Raw genomic sequence first — 18,280 nt, 5'->3', positions numbered from 1 at the left:
AAAAATTCTTTTCGCTGGAGGCTCAATCGATGGAAAATAATGCTGCTGATCGGATGACGCTTTGCCCTAGTGCTAGACCAGAATTGGCGGATAGCATAGTCTTTGGAGTCATCAGCGGAACGGTAACAGAACCTCGCGTAGCTTATCTCAAGCAACCCCTACCTGTTACGGATGAATTGATGGCAAAAGTTCACCCAGTGGCACCTGCGGAAGTTTTTCGCGCGGCGGCACCTTGTGCGGCTAAGGGTTGTCAGCATTTTGATGGTAAAGATTGTCGTTTAGCAATGCGAGTTGCCGAAAAGTTGCCTGCTGTAGTGGCCCAATTGCCGCCTTGTTCTATCCGCCGAGATTGTCGGTGGTGGCAGCAGGAAGGTAAGGCAGCTTGTATGCGTTGTCCGCAAGTGATTACGGATAACTACACACCGTCTGAACTCATGCGCGATGTGGCGCTTTAGCGCTTTGGAGTGTCATACAAAGTTAGCCGGATCAAGATCCCGCCGCTGCTTCTGAGGAATGGGAGTACCTTGGCCGTCACCCACCAGGGCGGCAGTTTCCTCTAAGCTTTCCCTCAGCCGCTTGGCCGCGTAGATCGACATATCTCTGGGCACATTTACCCGATCGCGCAAATATCGCAGCGCAGAATCAGAGCCTGGGGGTGGAGTACAAACTTGACCCGTCATCATCAAAGTTAAAGCACAGCGCAGGGCTTCATCAAATAAGTTGTCCTCAGCAGGGTTGACTCGAATGATATTGTGGCGGTGCTTGATGACGCGGTGGAGTGCTTCAGCGCGGGAGGTTTCCGGTTCTGGATACATCACATCCGGCAGTTGGGCCCAAGGCCCGTTGTCCACGCGGGCTTTGTTGAGTAGCATCTGGGGTTCGCCGTTTTCATAGCAGCCGCCCATTTGAGGTGGTAAATCGTGCACGTGGGTGTGGAAATCACTCTGAGTACCGCGATAAGTTTGGCGGCTTTCCATCGCCGCAAACCAGTCCGCAAAGCGCGGGTTTTCTTCGCGCATGGAATATCCCTTGTAGTAATAAAGACTGGCATTCATCCGTTCGACGTAGGGCGTAAAAATTACATCGGCAGTGCCAAACTCATCCAGAAAATAAGGCCCGGGTGTGCGCGAGAGTGCTGCTTCCACCTCGGCGACGACGCTGGTAAATTGCTTGCGGTTGTGTTGTTCTACTGCTGCTGAACTCGCCGGGTAGCACAGCCAAGAGCACCAAGCTCTAAACAGCAGTCGCTCTAGCCGCCGCAGCGGAAGGACTTGGGGGTTTTTCATGCCCAAACCTAAGGGGCCGAAGACTTGTTCTAGGGCGATTAAGATATCATCGCTTTCGGTAATGATCCGGCCGTCTAGTTCGATCGCCGGTAACATTCCCGACGGCACTTTGCGCTTGTACCAGTTCTCTTTTTCCCCATAGCAGAACATGGTAACTTTGTCAATACGGTAGGGGATTTGTTTTTCTTCCAACCACAGCCAGATTTTCTGGCAATAGGGACACCAGGCATGATTATCGCGGTACAGTGTGACTCTCACATCGGATTCGGGCTGTCCGAAGAGACGCAACCGGGCTTGAGAGTTGGTTGGCCCGTTGACGGTATCGACTTGGAAGTCTGTGAGGGCCTCTAGTTGTGTCCAGCTTAGGGGGGCGATCGGAGTGGTGGATGTCATAGGTAATACGATTTTAGATTTTAGATTGGGGATGAACTGGTTTAACTGGTTCCAAGGCAGAGCCTTGGAATCCATATCAGCGAGGAAGAGCCTCGGCTGGAAAAAAGGAGGCTCTTCCTCGCCTATCTGCGTTACCAGGCACAGCCTAGTAACGAGTAGACTCTCCCCCTTAGGGCGATGTCTGGGGAGATGATGGGGCGTCTTGAATTTTGGTGAGTGCTGCTTTAATTTGGGGATTTGCTAGGAAGTTTTGGGTGGCTGCGATCAAGCGATCGCCCCAGAGGTTTTCTTTGAGAAAAGTTACAGTGGCATAGCGTTTGTCTAATTTTAGGGCGGCTTCTCCCATTGCTAAACCTTTTTCTTTGTCGCCTTTGGTGTAGAGTGCTACTGCTAGAGCTAGCATTGGTTCTGCTGCTTTGTCGTCGATCGCGATCGCTTCTTGCCAGCGGCGGATGGCGCTATCGACATCTCCCATTTCGTATTTGACTAATCCGATATTGTTGATAGCGGGCCAGAGTTTTTTTTCTAAAGCAAAGGCTTTTTCATATTGGACGATCGCCTGATCGAACCGCTGGAGCTTGTAAAAAGCGTTACCTAAATCAAATAATGCGCCCGGAGTGTCGGGCTTTATTTTCAACCCTGCTTGCAAGTATTCGGCTGCTTTCTCGTAGTTCGCTTTCCGAAAGTGAGCTTCTCCCAAGACAAATTTAATTGAGGCATTTTCTGGTGCCAGAGATTGAGCTTGCCCCAAAGCTTCAATGCCTTTGTCAAACTGCTCGATTTGAAGGTACAAGCTGCCTAACAAAGTCCAAGTTTGAGCATTCTTGGGGGCTAACTGTGTGGCGAGTTCGGCACTGGGGACGGCAAGTTGGTACTGCTGGACTCTGGCTAGCTGGACGGCTCGTTCTGCAAGGCTCAAGGCTGTCTGTTCGAGCCCGGCCGAGTCGATTTCCAGGGTGTAAGGCAGAAGTGCCTGTGCGACAACAGGCTTGGGCATTGTCCACAAACCGAGTGCGAGCACCAGAGATATTAAAGGAATGCGATTAGGCACTGTACAGCCCCAGAAAAAAATATAAGGGTTTCTCGATCGATCATAATAACTCATTTTTTTGAGTTTTGATATTGCTTCTTGACTCGCAACGCTTCCTACTTTTGGTTTTAATAGTTCCAAAATTAGGTTTTTTATCAGTCACAATAGTTTTGATTCACTGCTTTTTTGCGGACTCAATTCCTCACTACGAACCTGGTAATTTCTTGATTTTTACGGGAATTCATGAAGTTTATTTAACCTTAAATAACTACCCTAAAATCGGTTTGTAGTCAGGAATGCGAGTTTTCCGAGTTTTTCGGCGGGACGACTGGTTTCATTACCTACCTTTTCCACTCAATAATAGTTTTGATTCACTGCTTTTTTGCGGACTAAAGTCCTCACTACGAACCGGATAAATTCTTCAATTTTAGGAATTTGAGTTAGTTAATAAAGTCTGTTGAATTTTGTCTAACAATTGTGCTGCCGAAAAGGAAGAAGGCAAAATTTGGGCAGATACTTCTTGCAGCAGAAAGTCGATCGCCTCAGATTCCGAATTTACAGCAGACCGATCGTCCCAGACTAAAATTGGCAGTTTTACTGCCATTTGCCGCAGGTTCGATAGCGCTTGCAACATAGCACCGGATTCTGAGGGGGCATCTCGCAAGCACAGCAACACTAAGTCCACGCTTTGATATTGCAACTGCTGCAAAACTTCTGTCCAGCAGGGGGCGATCGCCCCTCGAAAGCCTGCGGTTTGGATGTACTGAATCAAAGCTTGAAAGTTGGGAGTAGAAAACTTGGAATGGGGAATGGGAATCTCGGCTTTTGTCGATCGATCGCCATTTTCCAATTCTCCCGTCGGATTCCCCCCAGCAGTGCGGTGCAAGTCCGGTAAAGTCGAAATGTCAGCAAATAAAATGCTGGGCTTCCAACTCATGCCCGCAGCTACTTGAATCACTTGCCACAACGCACTTGCCCCCAACCCGGTGCGTGAGGTTTCGCTACCATCGGGATTACCGGTTGCCAAACAGGGAAATACCGACAATCCTTTGACTTGATTTGCTAGTTGCGTCGTTGCAGAGTCTAAAGTTACTAAGGGGAGAGCACCCAAATTTCGAGATCGACTTAACTGTTCGATGAAAGCTAAAGGGTTTTGCAGTTGACTGGTACTGTCCAAGACGATCGCGTCGGGCCGCCAAATTCTGGCTACGAGTTCTGCTTGACCGAGGTCGTCTGCTTCCAAAACCCGGCAGTAGGTGGGGTTTAGCAGTAAAGCCGAACCTTGAGAGGAACTGTTTTGCGGGCTGAGCCACAACACGGTTAAAGAACTCCTCACCTTGCGGCTGCTGGCATCGGAGCGGCCGATCGAGTCTGCTAGCAGCCTGCGCAAAGCAGGTTCTTCCACTGGCAAGCTCAAAAAGCCTTCGGCTCGGTTGACAGAAGCCCGTTCTTTTTCGCCTCTGGTGGCTGTGACGATCGCCGGAATCGATCGGGTATCTGGATCGCTCTTGAGCAGCGTCAGCACGTCCCAACCGGACAGCAGCGGCAGCAGCGGGTTGAGGAAAATCACTTCGGGACTGAACCTGCGGGCTTTTTCCAGCGCTTCGGTGCCGGAACGGGCGACTATTACTTGGTAGCCCAAACCTGAGAGGACGCTGCTTAAATCTTCGATATATTTGGGAACTGCTTCGACTATTAATACTAAACGAGAGCGAGAATTGCCGATCGGAGTCTGATATTGTGCTTTGAATAATTCAACCTCGGCTGCTGTATGTGCTGGGGATTCTTCCCCGCTATTTCCCGGAGGACTTGGCGGCAGCAACAAGGTAAATTGAGAGCCTTGGTTTTCTGAGGAAATAAACGAAACGTCTCCGCCGTGGAGACGGGCGAGCCGTTGAGTCAGTACCAGTCCCAGTCCGGTTCCTTGAAAGCGTCTGGTGAGGGGGCTTTCTAGCTGTTGGAATTTCTGAAATATCAGGTGCTGTTTGTCGGCGGGGATGCCGATGCCGGTGTCCCAAACTGTGAAGGCGAGCCAACCTTCCCAAACATTTACTTTCAAGCCGATTTTGCCCCCCGCTTCGGTGAATTTTATGGCGTTGGCAAGCAGATTGACGAGCATTTGCCTGAGTCGCAGTTCGTCGGCAATTAAGTAGCTCAGTCCCGGTTCAATTTCGAGTGTAAATTCGATTTTGGCTCCGGGTTCTCCGTCCGCTGCGGCGTTTTTTTGGCTCTGCCCAGCAGGGGATTTTTCTTCTTGCTGTTGCAGTTGTTTTGCTTGTTCAAAAGCTCTTTTGCAGGTGGCTGCTATTTCGACGGGTTCGGGAATTAGTTCTAGCTGCCCCGTTTCCATTCGGGTTAAGTCTAAAATGTCGTTCACTATTGTCATCAAATGCCGCCCGCTTTGATGGATTAGTCTGGCGTAGCGTGTTTGGCGATCGTTGAGTTCTCCGATCAATTTATCTTTGAGCAGGCTGGACAAACCGAGGACGGCGGTGAGCGGGGTTTTTAGTTCGTGGCTGATGCAGGATAAAAATTCGTCTTTGAGTCGGTTGAGGTGGATTAAATCTGCGTTTTTTGCTGCTAGTTCTTTGGCGACTAAATGTTCTTCGGTGACATCTTGTCCCATGACTAAAATTAGTTTGTCTGAAAGCGGCTGTTTGACAAATTGCCAGATCCGTTCTTGACCTGTTTGTACAGGACAATCGCAAATATAGGTGTCTGGTTTGCCGGCGGTGGGACACCAAGCTGGAGCGGTTAAGGTTGACTCTGAGGCGGCGGCGTACAGGGGTAGCGGGCAACTGGTGGCTGCGGTTGTATCGCGATCGCCCCATCGACTTGCTCCCACTAGGCTCCTGCACTCTTTCGCGACGGCCTCTACCGGCACGCTCTTGTATTCGGTTGTGAGATGGCTTGGTTTGTGGGGCGAGTGTTTGCCCAAATTTGCTGCTGGTTCTGGAATTGGCTCTGGGCCTGCTCCCAGCAAAATCCGCCACGCTGCGTTTTGGCTGACTATTTGGCCGGTGGGGGTTTGCAATCTCAGGGGCAGGGGCAGTTTTTCCAGGAGTTGAACAAGGGAGTTCAGGTTTTCCGAGGGTTTCAACCCTGCTTCTAGAAAGCGCACTTGAGCTTCAAGGGCGGTGGCGATGGCGGAGGAAACCGGCATTAATTCGATTTCTTTGACTGCTGTTGGCTCGGCCCTCATGCTGCTGTTAACTGCGGCGAATTTCAGCAGGCTCAGGCCCTCTAGCAGTCCTAAAAATTTACCGCTGGCATCTGTGAGGGCGATCGGGCTTTTGGATAAACCGCCGGTGCTTTGGCCTGGCTGCGCTGGGGTGTTAAGTTCCTCTGTTTGCAGGTATTCCCAGAAGTCGCTGACGCTCAGAGCGGCCGATACTATTCTCACGGGTTCGATCGCGATCGAACTTTCTGACAAAGGTTGCTGTCCGTCGTTTGTGCGATCGGCCCAAAGGGCCCACAGGCTGCGGAGGTAAACTAATCCCACGGGCTGTAGCTGTTCGTTGACTACTGCGACTCGATCGCAGTTGCTCTGACTGAAAATTGACCGCAGCGATGATAGGGTCGCCGTCGTCCGGCACAGCGGCACTGGGTCGATAAAATTTTTGAGACTGGGGCTGATGGTTGGCATAACAAACCTGAGAGTCTGCTATCTATAGCAGTAATATTTTTGATACCCAATGTAGCTGCCGATTTATTTATCTTATTAGTTTTATACCAGTTCTTTATCATGCCCCGGAGCTGCACTCAGAAGAGCGAGTTTGATGCCTGCACCTGATTTGAGGCGACTAGCAATTATTTTAAGGCTTAAGCTTAATTGCAGAAATCAGGTTCAGGGTGCTTGACACAAAAGCCAATCTGTACACTTTGACGATCGCTGTGCTAGAAGCCGATCGCCTATTTGGCGGTTAAGATTGGTTACAATAAATGTTTTAATGAGTATTAAATGTTAAGTATTTTGTAAAGGAGATATCAACTCTGAGCGATCCAGCACTTTCGGACAACTTGGGTGGTTCACCTAGAGGTTTGGTTCCCCAACTGTCGATCGGTATTTTTGTCCGCTCTGAGGAAATCGCCAGATCTGCGATCGAGCTTTTGACGGGCGAACGCTATGCTTTAACGCACATTAAGTCGGCAGTGGAGTTTTTGGAATTCCTTAAGCACAATTACCACCTCGATTGTTTGGTTTTTGAGGTAGATCTGGATCGGCGCGAGCTCCTCAGCAAGCTGCAAGCACGATCGATCTTTTTGCCTGCTGTGATTTTTTCGTCGCAGCCCGGGGAAGATGGAAGACTAGAAGCACCACCTTCAGATGGTTTTGAGGCGGCAGCCCGTACCGCCGACCAGAGTCAAGAGCAAAGTTGTGCTTTTTTTTATCACCCTGCTGAGGTGCAACTGCCAATCGCTCAATCGAGATCCATAGCTGCCAGTATCGATCGGGCGATCGCACAATTTCTGAAACTTTCAACTCCGGTTCCTGTCAATGACCAATCCGCCAAGATCGATGCGACGGCCCAATTGACTGCTCAAAGTTTGCTAAGCCGACAGCAGCGGCGACTTGCGGAAAAATTACGGGAGCGATTAGGATACTTAGGTGTGTATTATAAAAGAAATTCCCAGATTTTTTTGCGAAATCTGCCAAGCCCAGAGAAGCAAAAGTTCTTGGAGCAACTCAAGTCAAGTTATCGCGACATCGTGTTGAATTATTTTTCTGAAGATACTGCGGTCAACAATCAAATAGATGAATTTGTGAATTTGGCTTTTTTTGCTGACGTTCCCGTGACTCAAGTTGTAGAAATTCACATGGAATTGATGGACGAGTTTGCCAAACAGCTAAAATTAGAAGGGCGCAGTGAAGAAATATTGCTCGATTACCGCTTGACTCTGATTGACGCGATCGCTCACCTGTGCGAGATGTACAGGCGATCGATTCCTAAAGAGACATCTCAAGGCCGAAGGTAGAAGGTAAAAATTAACAAAAAAGAAAGGAGAAGGCATTCGGCAGCGCGATCGTGAGGCTGAAATTATTATAAAATAACAAAGAACAGCGGATTCAAGACAAATAACAACTACAACTAACATTTGACAACTAATACTCAACATTTTAAAAAGTTCATGAGTCCTCTGAAGAAAACCTACATTCTCAAGCTGTACGTTGCCGGGAATACTCCCAACTCAGTACGAGCTTTGAAAACCCTAAAGGACATCCTAGAACAAGAATTTCAAGGAGTCTACGCGCTGAAAGTCATAGACGTTCTCAAAAATCCTCAGCTAGCAGAAGAGGACAAAATTTTGGCAACCCCGACGCTGGCGAAAATCCTGCCGCCGCCGGTGCGAAAAATTATTGGCGATTTGTCCGATCGCGAGAAAGTTCTGATAGGATTAGATTTGCTCTATGAAGAACTTCGCGAAGAAGACCTGAATTCATAAGATAATCAGGTGACAGTAATTAGTCCGCAGTCAGCAGTCATTAGTTATTGAGCAAGAGCCTCAACTAAAAGCTGGGTATAAAGACTCATGATCTGCGGTTAATGAGTGACAACTAAAGAATACTGAGAGTTGACAAAAATCGACATGAATGAAATTAGTCAAACGGTGCAACCAGAAGGATTTGTAACGGCAGGAGTCGAGAAAATTCGCACGATGATTGAGGGTTTCGACGACATCAGTCACGGCGGAATGCCCATTGGCAGAACCACCCTAGTCAGCGGCACGTCAGGAACGGGAAAAACTTTATTTGCCGTACAATTTATCTATAACGGAATCACCCATTTTGACGAACCTGGAGTGCTCGTAACTTTTGAAGAATCTCCGACAGATATTATTAAAAATGCTTGCAGTTTCGGTTGGGATTTGGCACGGTTAATCGATGACGGGAAGCTATTTATTTTGGACGCTTCACCCGATCCAGAAGGTCAGGATATCGTGGGAAATTTTGATTTGTCTGCCTTAATTGAGCGGATTCAGTACGCCATTCGCAAGTACAAAGCCAAGCGAGTTTCTATAGATTCAGTGACAGCCGTATTTCAGCAGTATGAAGCTGCCTCCGTCGTGCGCCGAGAAATCTTTCGCTTAGTTGCGCGCCTCAAACAAGTAGGCGCCACTACAGTTATGACTACCGAACGGGTCGAAGAATACGGCCCGGTGGCCAGGTTTGGAGTGGAAGAGTTTGTGTCGGATAATGTAGTGATTGTTCGCAACGTTTTGGAAGGGGAACGCCGCCGCCGCACCATCGAAATTTTGAAGTTGCGGGGTACAACTCACATGAAGGGCGAATATCCTTTTACGATGACTAATGACGGCATTAATATTTTCCCCTTGGGGGCGATGCGATTAACTCAAAAGTCTTCTAACGTGCGCGTTTCTTCCGGCGATAAAACTCTCGACGAGATGTGCGGCGGCGGTTTCTTTAAAGACTCGATTATTTTGGCTACGGGTGCGACGGGAACCGGCAAAACGCTGTTGGTGAGCAAGTTCTTGCAGAATGCTTGTATGAACGGCAATCGGGCACTACTTTTTGCCTATGAAGAGTCGCGGGCTCAGTTGTTCCGCAATGCTTATTCTTGGGGCATTGATTTTGAGGAAATGGAACACAAAGGACTGCTGAAGCTACTGTGCACTTACCCGGAATCTGCGGGTTTGGAAGACCACTTACAGACGATTAAATCAGAAATTGCTGAGTTCAAACCTTCTCGAATTGCCATAGACTCGCTGTCGGCCTTAGCTAGAGGTGTCAGCAATAATGCTTTTCGGCAATTTGTGATCGGGGTGACGGGTTTTGCGAAGCAGGAAGAAATCACCGGCTTTTTCACGAACACAAGCGACCAGTTTATGGGTTCTCATTCGATTACCGACTCCCATATTTCTACGATTACTGACACAATTATCATGCTTCAGTATGTAGAGATTCGAGGCGAAATGTCGCGGGCACTTAATGTGTTTAAGATGCGCGGTTCGTGGCACGACAAAGGGATTCGGGAATACACGATTACTGAAAGAGGCCCGCAAATTAAAGATTCGTTCCGTGGCTACGAACGGATTATCAGCGGTTCTCCGACTCGGATTTCGGTTAATGAGAAGAGTGAACTATCGCGGATTCTCCAGGGGGTGCAAGGTCAAGACGATGAGGATATTTGACAATCAGCAGTCTGTTGTAGGGTGCGCGGTGCGCGCTGCTGTGTTCTGAAATCGCCCACACAGCCAGAACTCCTTTACCATTGGTCATAAAAAAGATCGATCGCGAACGATCGATCTTTTTATTAATTTCAGTGAGCACGGAGGGATAGCCACCACCAAGACGGACAGCGAAAGCCGGCTTTATTACGCACCGATTCAAGAGCAAAAGGAAGTTCGCGCAGCACAAACTCGTTACTGGGAGTATCCGGCGCGTGATGGCTCGCGGTTAGTCCGAGTCAAGCGAGTAGACGACGGCAACGGCAAGAAAACTATCAGTCAGCAGCACTGGGATGGTAGCAGGTGGGTTCCAGGGTACGGTAACGTTGACCGCGCCAATATCCCTGTTTACCGTTACCAGGACGTGCAAAAGGCGATCGCCAAAAATGAGCTCATCTTCGCAGTCGAGGGTGAACCTTGCGCTGACTTGCTATGGAATTTAGGTTTAGCCGCTACCTGCAACATCGGCGGTTCTGGAAAATGGCGGCCAACTGACAGTCAAGATTTAAGCGGCGCGCAAGTCGTGATTTGTCCTGACCGCGATATCCCCGGCGTCAAACACGCAGAGCTTATTTACAAAGACTTCCCAGAGGCTCAATGGCTCTATCCGTACCCGGAGTCACGGGCTTGGGATAACTTGCCCAAGAGCCAGGGGCTTGATGTTCTTGACTGGGTTAAGGACAAAAATCTCAGCGCTGAAGACTTAATCAATTCTATTACTCCTCGCCCGCATACGCGAGAAGGTGTAGTATATTAATAATAAAAAAATGTTACCAACGACTACATTCCATACACAGCACCGCTTGCAGAGCAAAATTTCGTGCAAAAAGCAGAGGCTGCACTGTACGCCGATGGTCATTGGAGGTCAATAGGGGGAGTTCTTTACCGATTCACAGGCACATACTATGAGGAGCGCACTGAGAAGCTAGAAAAACGCCGCATCCGTGATTGGCTAAACACCTACTCAGAAAAAGTGAAAGGCGCTTACGTCTGCAACAGAGCCAAGTCAGGCAGCGTTGATGAGGTTTACAACTGGGTGATTTTAGGGTGCGCTGTGGACATCAAGGAAGTTAATCCGCCCGGTCTAAATTGCTCTAACGGGGTGGTAGTCGTTAATCGTGACGGTTCGCACACACTCGTACCTCATAACCCTGACAAGATTTACACGTATGTGGGCTGTAAGTATGACCCAGATATTGACACAACAGATTGCGATCGCCTTTTAGAGTGTCTCGAACCGCAGCAGCGAGAAATCTTCATGAGGACTGTTGCCGCTTCGTTGTGCTTACCCCTAGCTCGGCTAAAAATGTCGCGAGTCAAGGGCCTGCTTTGTCACGGCGACGGCAGTAACGGCAAAGATACCTTGCGGACTGTGTTGGTGAAGGTCTTGGGGCGGGGCGTCACTGGTAAGACTTTAAAGGATTTTCAGGTTTACGATACTGGCCGAAAATTCCCACTTGCTGGTCTTGAGAATTCTCTGTGCAACTGGTCGAGCGAAAATTCGGATGCTACGAAATTAGACAAACTACAAAGCCTTAAGCAGTTTATCAGCGGAGACGAGCTAACCATTGAGTACAAGGGTCGCGGGGAATATCCTTATGAGCCACAGGCGATATTTTTGGCGAACTGCAACATTTTGCCATCTATCAGTACCGACTCCAAAGCCATCACAAGCCGCTACTGCATATTGAGTTTCAAGAAAATCTACGACACTAACCCGGACTTAAGCAAGGGCGAGTTGCAAGCTGACCCTAGATTCAAGTTAGATCAGGACTTTATCGCTAACCAGATTGCCCCAGCCTTCCTCAAAAGGATGCTAGAGCGGATACCTTTGCTTTTGATAGAAGGGATTGACTATGGTTCGGGCGATGCCGCTCTGCCAGAAGCTCAGGAGAAGTCACAGCACCTTTGGCAGTTCGTCAGGGACGCTGGATATGAAGCGGGCAAGGGAGAGCGCGTTTACGCTAAAGACCTGTGGCAAGAGCTAAAGGACTGGTATGAAGAGGCTGGCATTCTAGAAATTGAATCAGGCAGAGACACTCAGAAACTGGTTTGGAACGAATTGCCCGGACGCGACACTCCTGTGAAGGCTATCAACCAACTGTTTTCTCGACTAAGCGAACTATTCCCTAAGCTAGAGAAACATCGTCATACCGAGCGAGGTTTTGATGGTGAGCGGACTATGGGAGAGGCCTACTATCTTGGCATTGGGAAACAAAAAACAAAAAGAAGTGAAAAATCATCCTCAGCATCCTCAGCACCTGATTCTACTGTGCTTTCATCCTCAGCATGATCCTCAGCAGGATTGTCTGCTGAGGATGATGCTGAGGCAACAATCCTTACACAGAGCGCTGCTGAGGATGCTGAGGATGTTTCTCCAACTATTTTGGAATTATGCAACGGAATCGCAAAACTGACTCTTGCTGACAAGCAAAAACTGGTTGAGTTGCTGACAGGGATTCCTTGCTCTGACCCGCTCAAAGCCTTCAGAGTCGGAGACAGGGTGGCTGGCAACAACCCAGAGGAACCTGCTTACAACTGGCACGGTCGTATCGTTGAGATTCACGTGAGTATAGGTTGCAAGGTTGACTTTGAGGAACGAGCTCGAAACAGAGGCGGTCGCATAATCTCTATGCTGTTCTGCAACATGAGGAAAATTTAGCTATCACCTAACGACTGTTGCCGGACTGCTACCCCTTCATTGGGGGTTTTTCGCGCCCCCAATTCTGTAGACAATCTGTTTACAAAAACCGTTGACAGTGTAGACACTTTAAAGTTATCGTATACATACACTGTTTACGGGTGTCTACAATTATGAGTCAAGTAATCTCGTTTCGCGCATCAGGTCATTTCCTTAATTGGCTGGAATCGCAGCGGATGGAGGAAGAATCGTTAAGTCAGTGCTGTCAGCGCATTCTCAGGGTTGTGTCTACAGGGGGAACGCTAGACTTGTCTACAGACTTGTCTACACCAAACATTCCTCTCGTCGCGTCTACAAATTTGTCTACACAAAGTGACGATAGCGTCGCGTCTACAGATATCGTAGACATTGTAGACAAGGCTGTAAGTTCAAGTCTTGACCCCGTGATGGAAAGAATGGCCGCCATTGAGGAACGGCTGGGAAAATTGAGTGCCTGAGTGAGGGCAACGATAAATCGCTCAGGCTTGAATTGAAAGCAGCCAACAATCAACTTGCGGAATGGGATGCAGAGCTGAATCAGTTACATGAACGCAACGGCGATTTGGTACTGAAAGTTCAGATGTTGGAGCAAGAACTCAAGGAACCGCGGCGCGATCGGGAGGAAAGTAAAAACTCCGCTCCGACCGTCGCAGAATTTCCAGAACCCGCCGACCTACTCAACCAGTTGAAGGCACGGCGCAAAAAGTCCGGGGCAAACTTGGCAGATATGGAGGTGGTTTTGGAGATACTTGGAACAGACGGGAGCGAAATTTGAGCGGAAAACGGGGCTATCGGTAATACAATTAACCTGAAACCCCTGCTCTACAAAAGACACAAAACATGAGCACGGAGGGATTTGAACCCCCGACCCTCAGGACCGGAACCTGATGCTCTATCCACTGAGCTACGTGCCCTCGACTTTTTAGAGTATAACACGTGTTGCGGAAAATGGCTAGTGGATAGACCAAATTCGATCGCCAGTCTCCAAACTGCTTGGCCTATGCGGGTTCTACTCGCCCTGAGAGCGTGTATCAGGCAGTTCTCGCAGGCAGAGAGTGCAAATTTTACCTAAATTGTCCAAATAAGACGACAATAGGTAAAATAATAGACTTTGATCTAACACAGATCCGGTTCACATTCGATCGGGGTTGACCATCTACTACGGCTAATATGGCCTGGATGAATTCCTCTAGCTAGCTCGGCATTAGATGGCGCTGCTGTTAATACAAGCTCTGCAAGAACGGTTCTAGGCTAAGTTTACAAAACCTCAGAATCTTATGGTTTCTAAAATTTTAGACAAATTACCGCTGCGAACTGTTCTCATAGTTCCATTTGTACTGCAAATTGTCGGAGCCGTGGGACTTGTAGGATATCTGTCTTTTAGAAACGGACAAAAAGCAGTTAATAACCTTGCCAGTCAGTTAATGAGCGAGGTGAGTTTGCGTGTCGAGCAAAACCTGCAAGTTTACCTGACAACACCCCATCAAATCAATCAAAGCAAACTGGATGCTGTCAAACTCGGGTTGTTAAAGATGGAAAACTTATCAACAACTTGGGAGAAATATCTGTGGCGGCAAGTACAATTATATCCCTATATAAATTTTACATCTATTGGCAACAAGGATGGAGATTATAGAACCGGAGAAAAACTGTCAAATGGCTCTCTAATGATTAATCAGTCAGGCAAATCTACGGGTTTTGATTTTTATTCTTACAATACTACTGATACAGGCGATCGCACTACCGTAGCCACAGTTGTCAAAAAATTTGACATCCGCAAACATCCTTCGTACCAAAATGCGGCTAATGTCGGCAAACCAACTTGGAGTTCCGTTTATATTTCGTTTCTAGAACCGACATTAATACTCAGCGCACTCCAACCCGTATACGAGAACAATCAGCTAGAAGGAGTATTAATTGCTGCTTTGCGTCTCGACCATATTGGGATATTTTTAAACAGTCTCAAAATTGGCAAATCCGGGCAAGCATTTATTGTCGAAAAGAATGGTACGTTACTGGCAACTTCAACAGCAGAAAAACCATTCCGTACCAAATATAATAAAAAAGAACGGTTTAAAGCAGAAGAGAGTGTTGACCCCTCGACTAAAGCTACAGCTAGATATGTAGCACTTCGTTTTCTGGACTTAAAGGAAATTAAAACTTCCTATATCTTGAATTTTGAAATAGATGGCAAGCGACAATTTTTAAAAGTCCTGCCCTTCCAAGACGGCAAAGGTTTAGACTGGCTGATTGTGATAGTTGTTCCCGAAGCAGATTTTACCGAACAAATCGATGCGAATACCCGCATGACGATTTGGCTGTGTTTGGCAGCTTTAGGAGTAGCTGTCGCCATTGGCATTCTGACTTCTCGCTGGGTGACCAATCCTATTTTGCGCTTAAATACAGCAGCCAAAAATATTGCTAAAGGTGAATGGGACAACACAGTAGAAATTGAACGTGCTGACGAATTGGGGGAATTAGCCAAAGCATTTAACAGCATGGCTCAACAACTGCAACAATCTTTTGAAACTTTAGAACACCGAGTGCAAGAGCGGACTGCTGAATTGGCTGTAGCTAAGGACAAAGCCGAAGTAGCGAATCAAGCTAAAAGTACGTTTCTGGCTAACATGAGTCACGAATTGCGATCGCCCCTCAATGCAATTCTCGGCTTTTCCCAACTGATGACTCGCAGCCAAACTCTATCCCGAGAACATCAAGAAAATCTTAGCATAATTAGCAGCAGCGGAGAACACCTGCTCACCCTGATTAATAACGTGCTCGATTTATCTAAAATTGAATCGGGGCGCACCACCCTCAATCCGAAAAAATTCGACCTCTATCGCCTGCTACACGACTTGGACGATATGTTTCAACTCAAAGCAGATGACAAGCATTTGCAGTTGGTTTTCGATCGCAGTCCCGACGTGCCGCAATACGTAGAAACTGACGATTTAAAGTTGCGGCAAATTTTAATTAATCTGCTCAATAACGCTCTTAAATTTACCGATAATGGCGGTGTTGCGGTCAGAGTTAGCAAGCAGTCATCAGGCATAAATCACAAAGAAGAAGGCGAAATAGTTGCTCTATTAAAACGATCAAAAAATACCGACAATTCCGGAAGTAAGGGTGTTAAAATATCCCAGTTAATTCAGTCGGAAAACGCGAGTTATGCAACCCCAAATGACGGTTCAGTTTCTGGAGATTCCTTCTTCCTCCATTTTGAAGTCGAAGATACAGGCCCAGGTATTGCTGCCAATGAATTAGACAATCTTTTTGAAGCTTTTGTTCAAACCCAGACAGGTAAAGATTCGCAAGAAGGTACAGGATTGGGATTGCCAATTAGCCGCAGATTTGTAGAATTAATGGGTGGCGAAGTTAGCGTCTGTTCTACTGTCGGAAAGGGGACTAATTTTAAGTTTGATATTCAAGTTATTGCGGTAGATGTGGCTGAGATTGCCCTCCCAAAACCGACCCGCCATGTGGTTGCCCTGGAACCCAATCAACACCCATATCGAATTTTAATAGTAGACGATAAACCGCTCAACCGCCAACTGTTAATCAAACTTCTCAATCCTTTAGGTTTTCAACTAAAAGAAGCTACTAACGGTCAAGAAGCTATTGATATTTGGAATAGTTGGGAGCCGCATTTAATTTGGATGGATATGAGAATGCCTGTGATGGACGGCTACGAAGCAACGCAATACATTAAAGGCACTATTAAAGGTCAGGCTACTGCTATTGTTGCCTTGACTGCGAGCGTTTTGGAGGAAGAACGGGCTGTAATTTTGTCGGCGGGCTGCGATGCTTTTATGCGGAAACCTTTCCGGGAAGCCGATATTTTTGATGCTATGCACAAACAGATCGGAGTGCGCTATATTTATGAAGATCCGGAAGAAGCTAACTCATCGGCAGTCAAAGAGTGCGATCGGGCCGAAATGACTGCGGCTGACTTCGTTAAATTGCCTGAGTCGCTGGTAGCTGATTTAAAGCTGGCGATACTGAATGCAGATATGGATTTAATTGATACCTCGATCGACAAAATTCGATTAAAGCATACAGCCACCGCTAGTGCGATCGCGAATTGTATAGAAAATTTCGAGTACGACAAAGTTTTAAAGTTAATCTCTCAAGCAACATCACATGAATAACGACCTTCCTAGCACAGCTCGCGGTAATATTTTAGTAGTTGACGACACCCCAGCTAATTTGCGGCTGCTAGCCGGAATTTTGAATGGTCAGGGCTATAAAGTTCGCCCGGTACCTAGCGGCGAGTTAGCGCTTTCGGCGGCCAAAGGTATGCCTCCCGATTTAATTTTGCTGGATATTATGATGCCCGAAATGAATGGGTATGAAGTTTGCGAAAAAATCAAAGCTGATGAACGCACTCGCGACATTCCGGTGATTTTTATTAGCGCAATCAATGACGTACTAGATAAGGTCAAAGCCTTTGCTGTGGGTGGGGTAGATTATATCACCAAACCCTTTCAAATGGAAGAGGTTCTAGTTAGGGTAGAAACCCATTTAGCAATGTGCAAATTGCAAAAAAAGCTCCAACAGAAAAACGAGGAACTGACAGTCACTTTAGACCAACTGCAAGCAACTCAGAATCAATTAGTTCAATCTGAAAAAATGGCTGCCTTGGGGCAACTGATTGCGGGCATTGCTCACGAAATTAATACGCCACTGGGGGCGATTCGCTCGTCTATTGGCAATATTACCAGCTTTTTGGATAACAATCTCGAAAGTTTGCCAGTTTTTTTTAAAGAACTTTCAGCCGAACGCCAGCACGATTTCTTGAGTTTGATGTACAGTTCCCGCCAACAAACTTACTCTTTATCTACGCGAGAAAAACGGGAATTTAAAAAAGGCGTGAAGCAGCAACTCGAGTCGGAAGGAATTGACAATTCTGACAGCCTTGCTAGCATTTTAGTCAATATTGGATTGCAGGGAAACCTGGAACAATTCGTGCCGTTGCTCAAAGACCCTGACAGCGAAAATATTATCAAAACAGCCTACGAATTTGCTAGCATTCACAAAAGCGCCAGAACCATCGCTACCGCTACAGAACGTGCTGCAAAAGTCGTCTTTGCCCTGAAAAATTATGCGCGTTACGATGTAAATGGGGAAAAATTAGAGGTGAATATTACCGAGGGAATTGAAACTGTATTAACTCTTTATCAGAACCAGCTAAAGCAGGGTGTGGAAATCGTCAGAAACTATCAAGATCAATTGCCTGCGGTACTGTGTTATCCCGACGAACTCAATCAAGTTTGGACAAATTTAATTCACAATGCCTTACAAGCGATGGACAATCTAGGAACTTTAACAGTTGACGCCCTGCCGCAAGATACCAGCGTTGTCGTAAAAATTACCGACAGCGGTAAGGGGATTCCACCGGAGATTTTGCCGAAAATTTTTGAGCCGTTTTTTACTACCAAACCACCGGGAGAAGGCAGCGGGTTAGGATTGGATATTGTCAAAAAAATAATTGAAAAACATCAGGGTAAAATTGATGTGGAGTCGGTGCCCGGCCAAACTGCATTTACAGTGTCTTTGCCGATTAATTTAATTGAGTAGGTAAAGCGCCCCAGACTGAAGTCTGGGGCTAAAAATTTGCAGTGTACGCGCGCGGAATGTAGAATTTGGAAAACGGTGTGCTTAGCCCTGGGGCTTCACCATGCCAGACTAAAGGAGGAAACTAGC

General features: G+C 47.3%; 14 protein-coding genes and 1 tRNA gene. 11 read left to right on the top strand and 4 right to left on the bottom strand.

What is annotated here, in order from left to right:
* Positions 1–29: 29 nt before the first annotated feature.
* Positions 30–455, top strand: coding sequence for a nitrogen fixation protein (locus QUB64_RS18765; protein ID WP_333275271.1), 426 nt, complete (start codon positions 30–32; stop codon positions 453–455).
* A gap of 12 nt (positions 456–467) precedes the next feature.
* Here QUB64_RS18765 and QUB64_RS18760 read toward each other — a convergent pair whose 3' ends face one another.
* The 3 genes from QUB64_RS18760 to QUB64_RS18750 all read right to left on the bottom strand — a co-directional run bounded on the left by QUB64_RS18760 (position 468) and on the right by QUB64_RS18750 (position 6,355).
* A complete protein-coding gene (locus QUB64_RS18760) occupies positions 468–1,679 on the bottom strand; it encodes a glutathione S-transferase family protein (protein ID WP_333275269.1) in 1,212 nt (403 codons plus the stop codon).
* A 169-nt stretch (positions 1,680–1,848) separates the two neighbouring features.
* A complete protein-coding gene (locus QUB64_RS18755; protein ID WP_442921679.1) occupies positions 1,849–2,730 on the bottom strand; it encodes a tetratricopeptide repeat protein in 882 nt (293 codons plus the stop codon).
* Positions 2,731–3,136: 406 nt separating this feature from the next.
* A complete protein-coding gene (locus tag QUB64_RS18750; protein WP_333275265.1) occupies positions 3,137–6,355 on the bottom strand; it encodes an ATP-binding response regulator in 3,219 nt (1,072 codons plus the stop codon).
* Positions 6,356–6,750: 395 nt separating this feature from the next.
* Here QUB64_RS18750 and QUB64_RS18745 point away from each other — a divergent pair, with 395 nt between their 5' ends.
* The 8 genes from QUB64_RS18745 (at position 6,751) to QUB64_RS18710 (ending at position 13,352) form a co-directional block, all read left to right on the top strand.
* On the top strand, positions 6,751–7,686 hold the full coding sequence (locus tag QUB64_RS18745; protein ID WP_442921678.1) for a circadian clock protein KaiA: 936 nt from the start codon (positions 6,751–6,753) through the stop codon (positions 7,684–7,686).
* A gap of 153 nt (positions 7,687–7,839) precedes the next feature.
* Positions 7,840–8,154 (top strand): circadian clock protein KaiB, encoded by a 315-nt coding sequence (gene kaiB / locus QUB64_RS18740; protein ID WP_265233654.1) that lies wholly within the window; start codon positions 7,840–7,842, stop codon positions 8,152–8,154.
* Between the two features lie 144 nt (positions 8,155–8,298).
* Entirely contained in the window at positions 8,299–9,861 is a 1,563-nt protein-coding gene (kaiC, locus tag QUB64_RS18735) for a circadian clock protein KaiC (protein WP_333275260.1), read from the top strand.
* Positions 9,862–10,261: 400 nt separating this feature from the next.
* Entirely contained in the window at positions 10,262–10,654 is a 393-nt protein-coding gene (locus QUB64_RS18730; RefSeq protein WP_333275258.1) for a hypothetical protein, read from the top strand.
* 63 nt (positions 10,655–10,717) lie between these two features.
* Positions 10,718–12,190: a DUF5906 domain-containing protein gene (locus QUB64_RS18725; RefSeq protein WP_333275256.1), complete on the top strand. Its 1,473-nt coding sequence runs from the start codon at positions 10,718–10,720 to the stop codon at positions 12,188–12,190.
* Between the two features lie 12 nt (positions 12,191–12,202).
* On the top strand, positions 12,203–12,559 hold the full coding sequence (locus tag QUB64_RS18720) for a hypothetical protein (protein WP_333275254.1): 357 nt from the start codon (positions 12,203–12,205) through the stop codon (positions 12,557–12,559).
* Positions 12,560–12,711: 152 nt separating this feature from the next.
* A complete protein-coding gene (locus QUB64_RS18715) occupies positions 12,712–13,035 on the top strand; it encodes a hypothetical protein (protein ID WP_333275253.1) in 324 nt (107 codons plus the stop codon).
* Between the two features lie 32 nt (positions 13,036–13,067).
* Positions 13,068–13,352: a flagellar alpha dynein gene (locus tag QUB64_RS18710; protein WP_333275251.1), complete on the top strand. Its 285-nt coding sequence runs from the start codon at positions 13,068–13,070 to the stop codon at positions 13,350–13,352.
* A 66-nt stretch (positions 13,353–13,418) separates the two neighbouring features.
* Here the strand turns inward: QUB64_RS18710 and QUB64_RS18705 are convergent.
* Positions 13,419–13,491, bottom strand: a tRNA-Arg gene (locus QUB64_RS18705).
* A gap of 363 nt (positions 13,492–13,854) precedes the next feature.
* Here QUB64_RS18705 and QUB64_RS18700 point away from each other — a divergent pair.
* Both QUB64_RS18700 and QUB64_RS18695 read left to right on the top strand, forming a co-directional pair.
* The gene (locus tag QUB64_RS18700; RefSeq protein ID WP_333275249.1) at positions 13,855–16,725 is read left to right on the top strand and encodes a hybrid sensor histidine kinase/response regulator; all 2,871 of its coding nucleotides are present in this window, start codon (positions 13,855–13,857) and stop codon (positions 16,723–16,725) included.
* Positions 16,718–18,154 carry a hybrid sensor histidine kinase/response regulator gene (locus QUB64_RS18695; RefSeq protein WP_333275246.1) on the top strand — a complete coding sequence of 479 codons (1,437 nt, stop codon included), beginning with the start codon at positions 16,718–16,720 and terminating at the stop codon, positions 18,152–18,154. The genes QUB64_RS18700 and QUB64_RS18695 overlap by 8 nt, the downstream gene beginning before the upstream one ends.
* Positions 18,155–18,280 lie beyond the last annotated feature (126 nt).

It is taken from the genome of Microcoleus sp. Aus8_D2, assembly GCF_036702665.1.
GTDB lineage: Bacteria > Cyanobacteriota > Cyanobacteriia > Cyanobacteriales > Microcoleaceae > Microcoleus.
This window is presented reverse-complemented; position numbering and strand designations above follow the sequence as displayed.

Bases quoted from the DNA above. Each gene is read 5' to 3' on its own strand.
- QUB64_RS18765 (WP_333275271.1), top strand. From the start codon at position 30: ATGGAAAATAATGCTGCTGATCGGATGACGCTTTGCCCTAGTGCTAGA.
- QUB64_RS18760 (WP_333275269.1), bottom strand. From the start codon at position 1,679: ATGACATCCACCACTCCGATCGCCCCCCTAAGCTGGACACAACTAGAG.
- QUB64_RS18750 (WP_333275265.1), bottom strand. From the start codon at position 6,355: ATGCCAACCATCAGCCCCAGTCTCAAAAATTTTATCGACCCAGTGCCG.
- kaiB (WP_265233654.1), top strand. From the start codon at position 7,840: ATGAGTCCTCTGAAGAAAACCTACATTCTCAAGCTGTACGTTGCCGGG.
- kaiC (WP_333275260.1), top strand. From the start codon at position 8,299: ATGAATGAAATTAGTCAAACGGTGCAACCAGAAGGATTTGTAACGGCA.
- QUB64_RS18715 (WP_333275253.1), top strand. From the start codon at position 12,712: ATGAGTCAAGTAATCTCGTTTCGCGCATCAGGTCATTTCCTTAATTGG.
- QUB64_RS18700 (WP_333275249.1), top strand. From the start codon at position 13,855: ATGGTTTCTAAAATTTTAGACAAATTACCGCTGCGAACTGTTCTCATA.
- QUB64_RS18695 (WP_333275246.1), top strand. From the start codon at position 16,718: ATGAATAACGACCTTCCTAGCACAGCTCGCGGTAATATTTTAGTAGTT.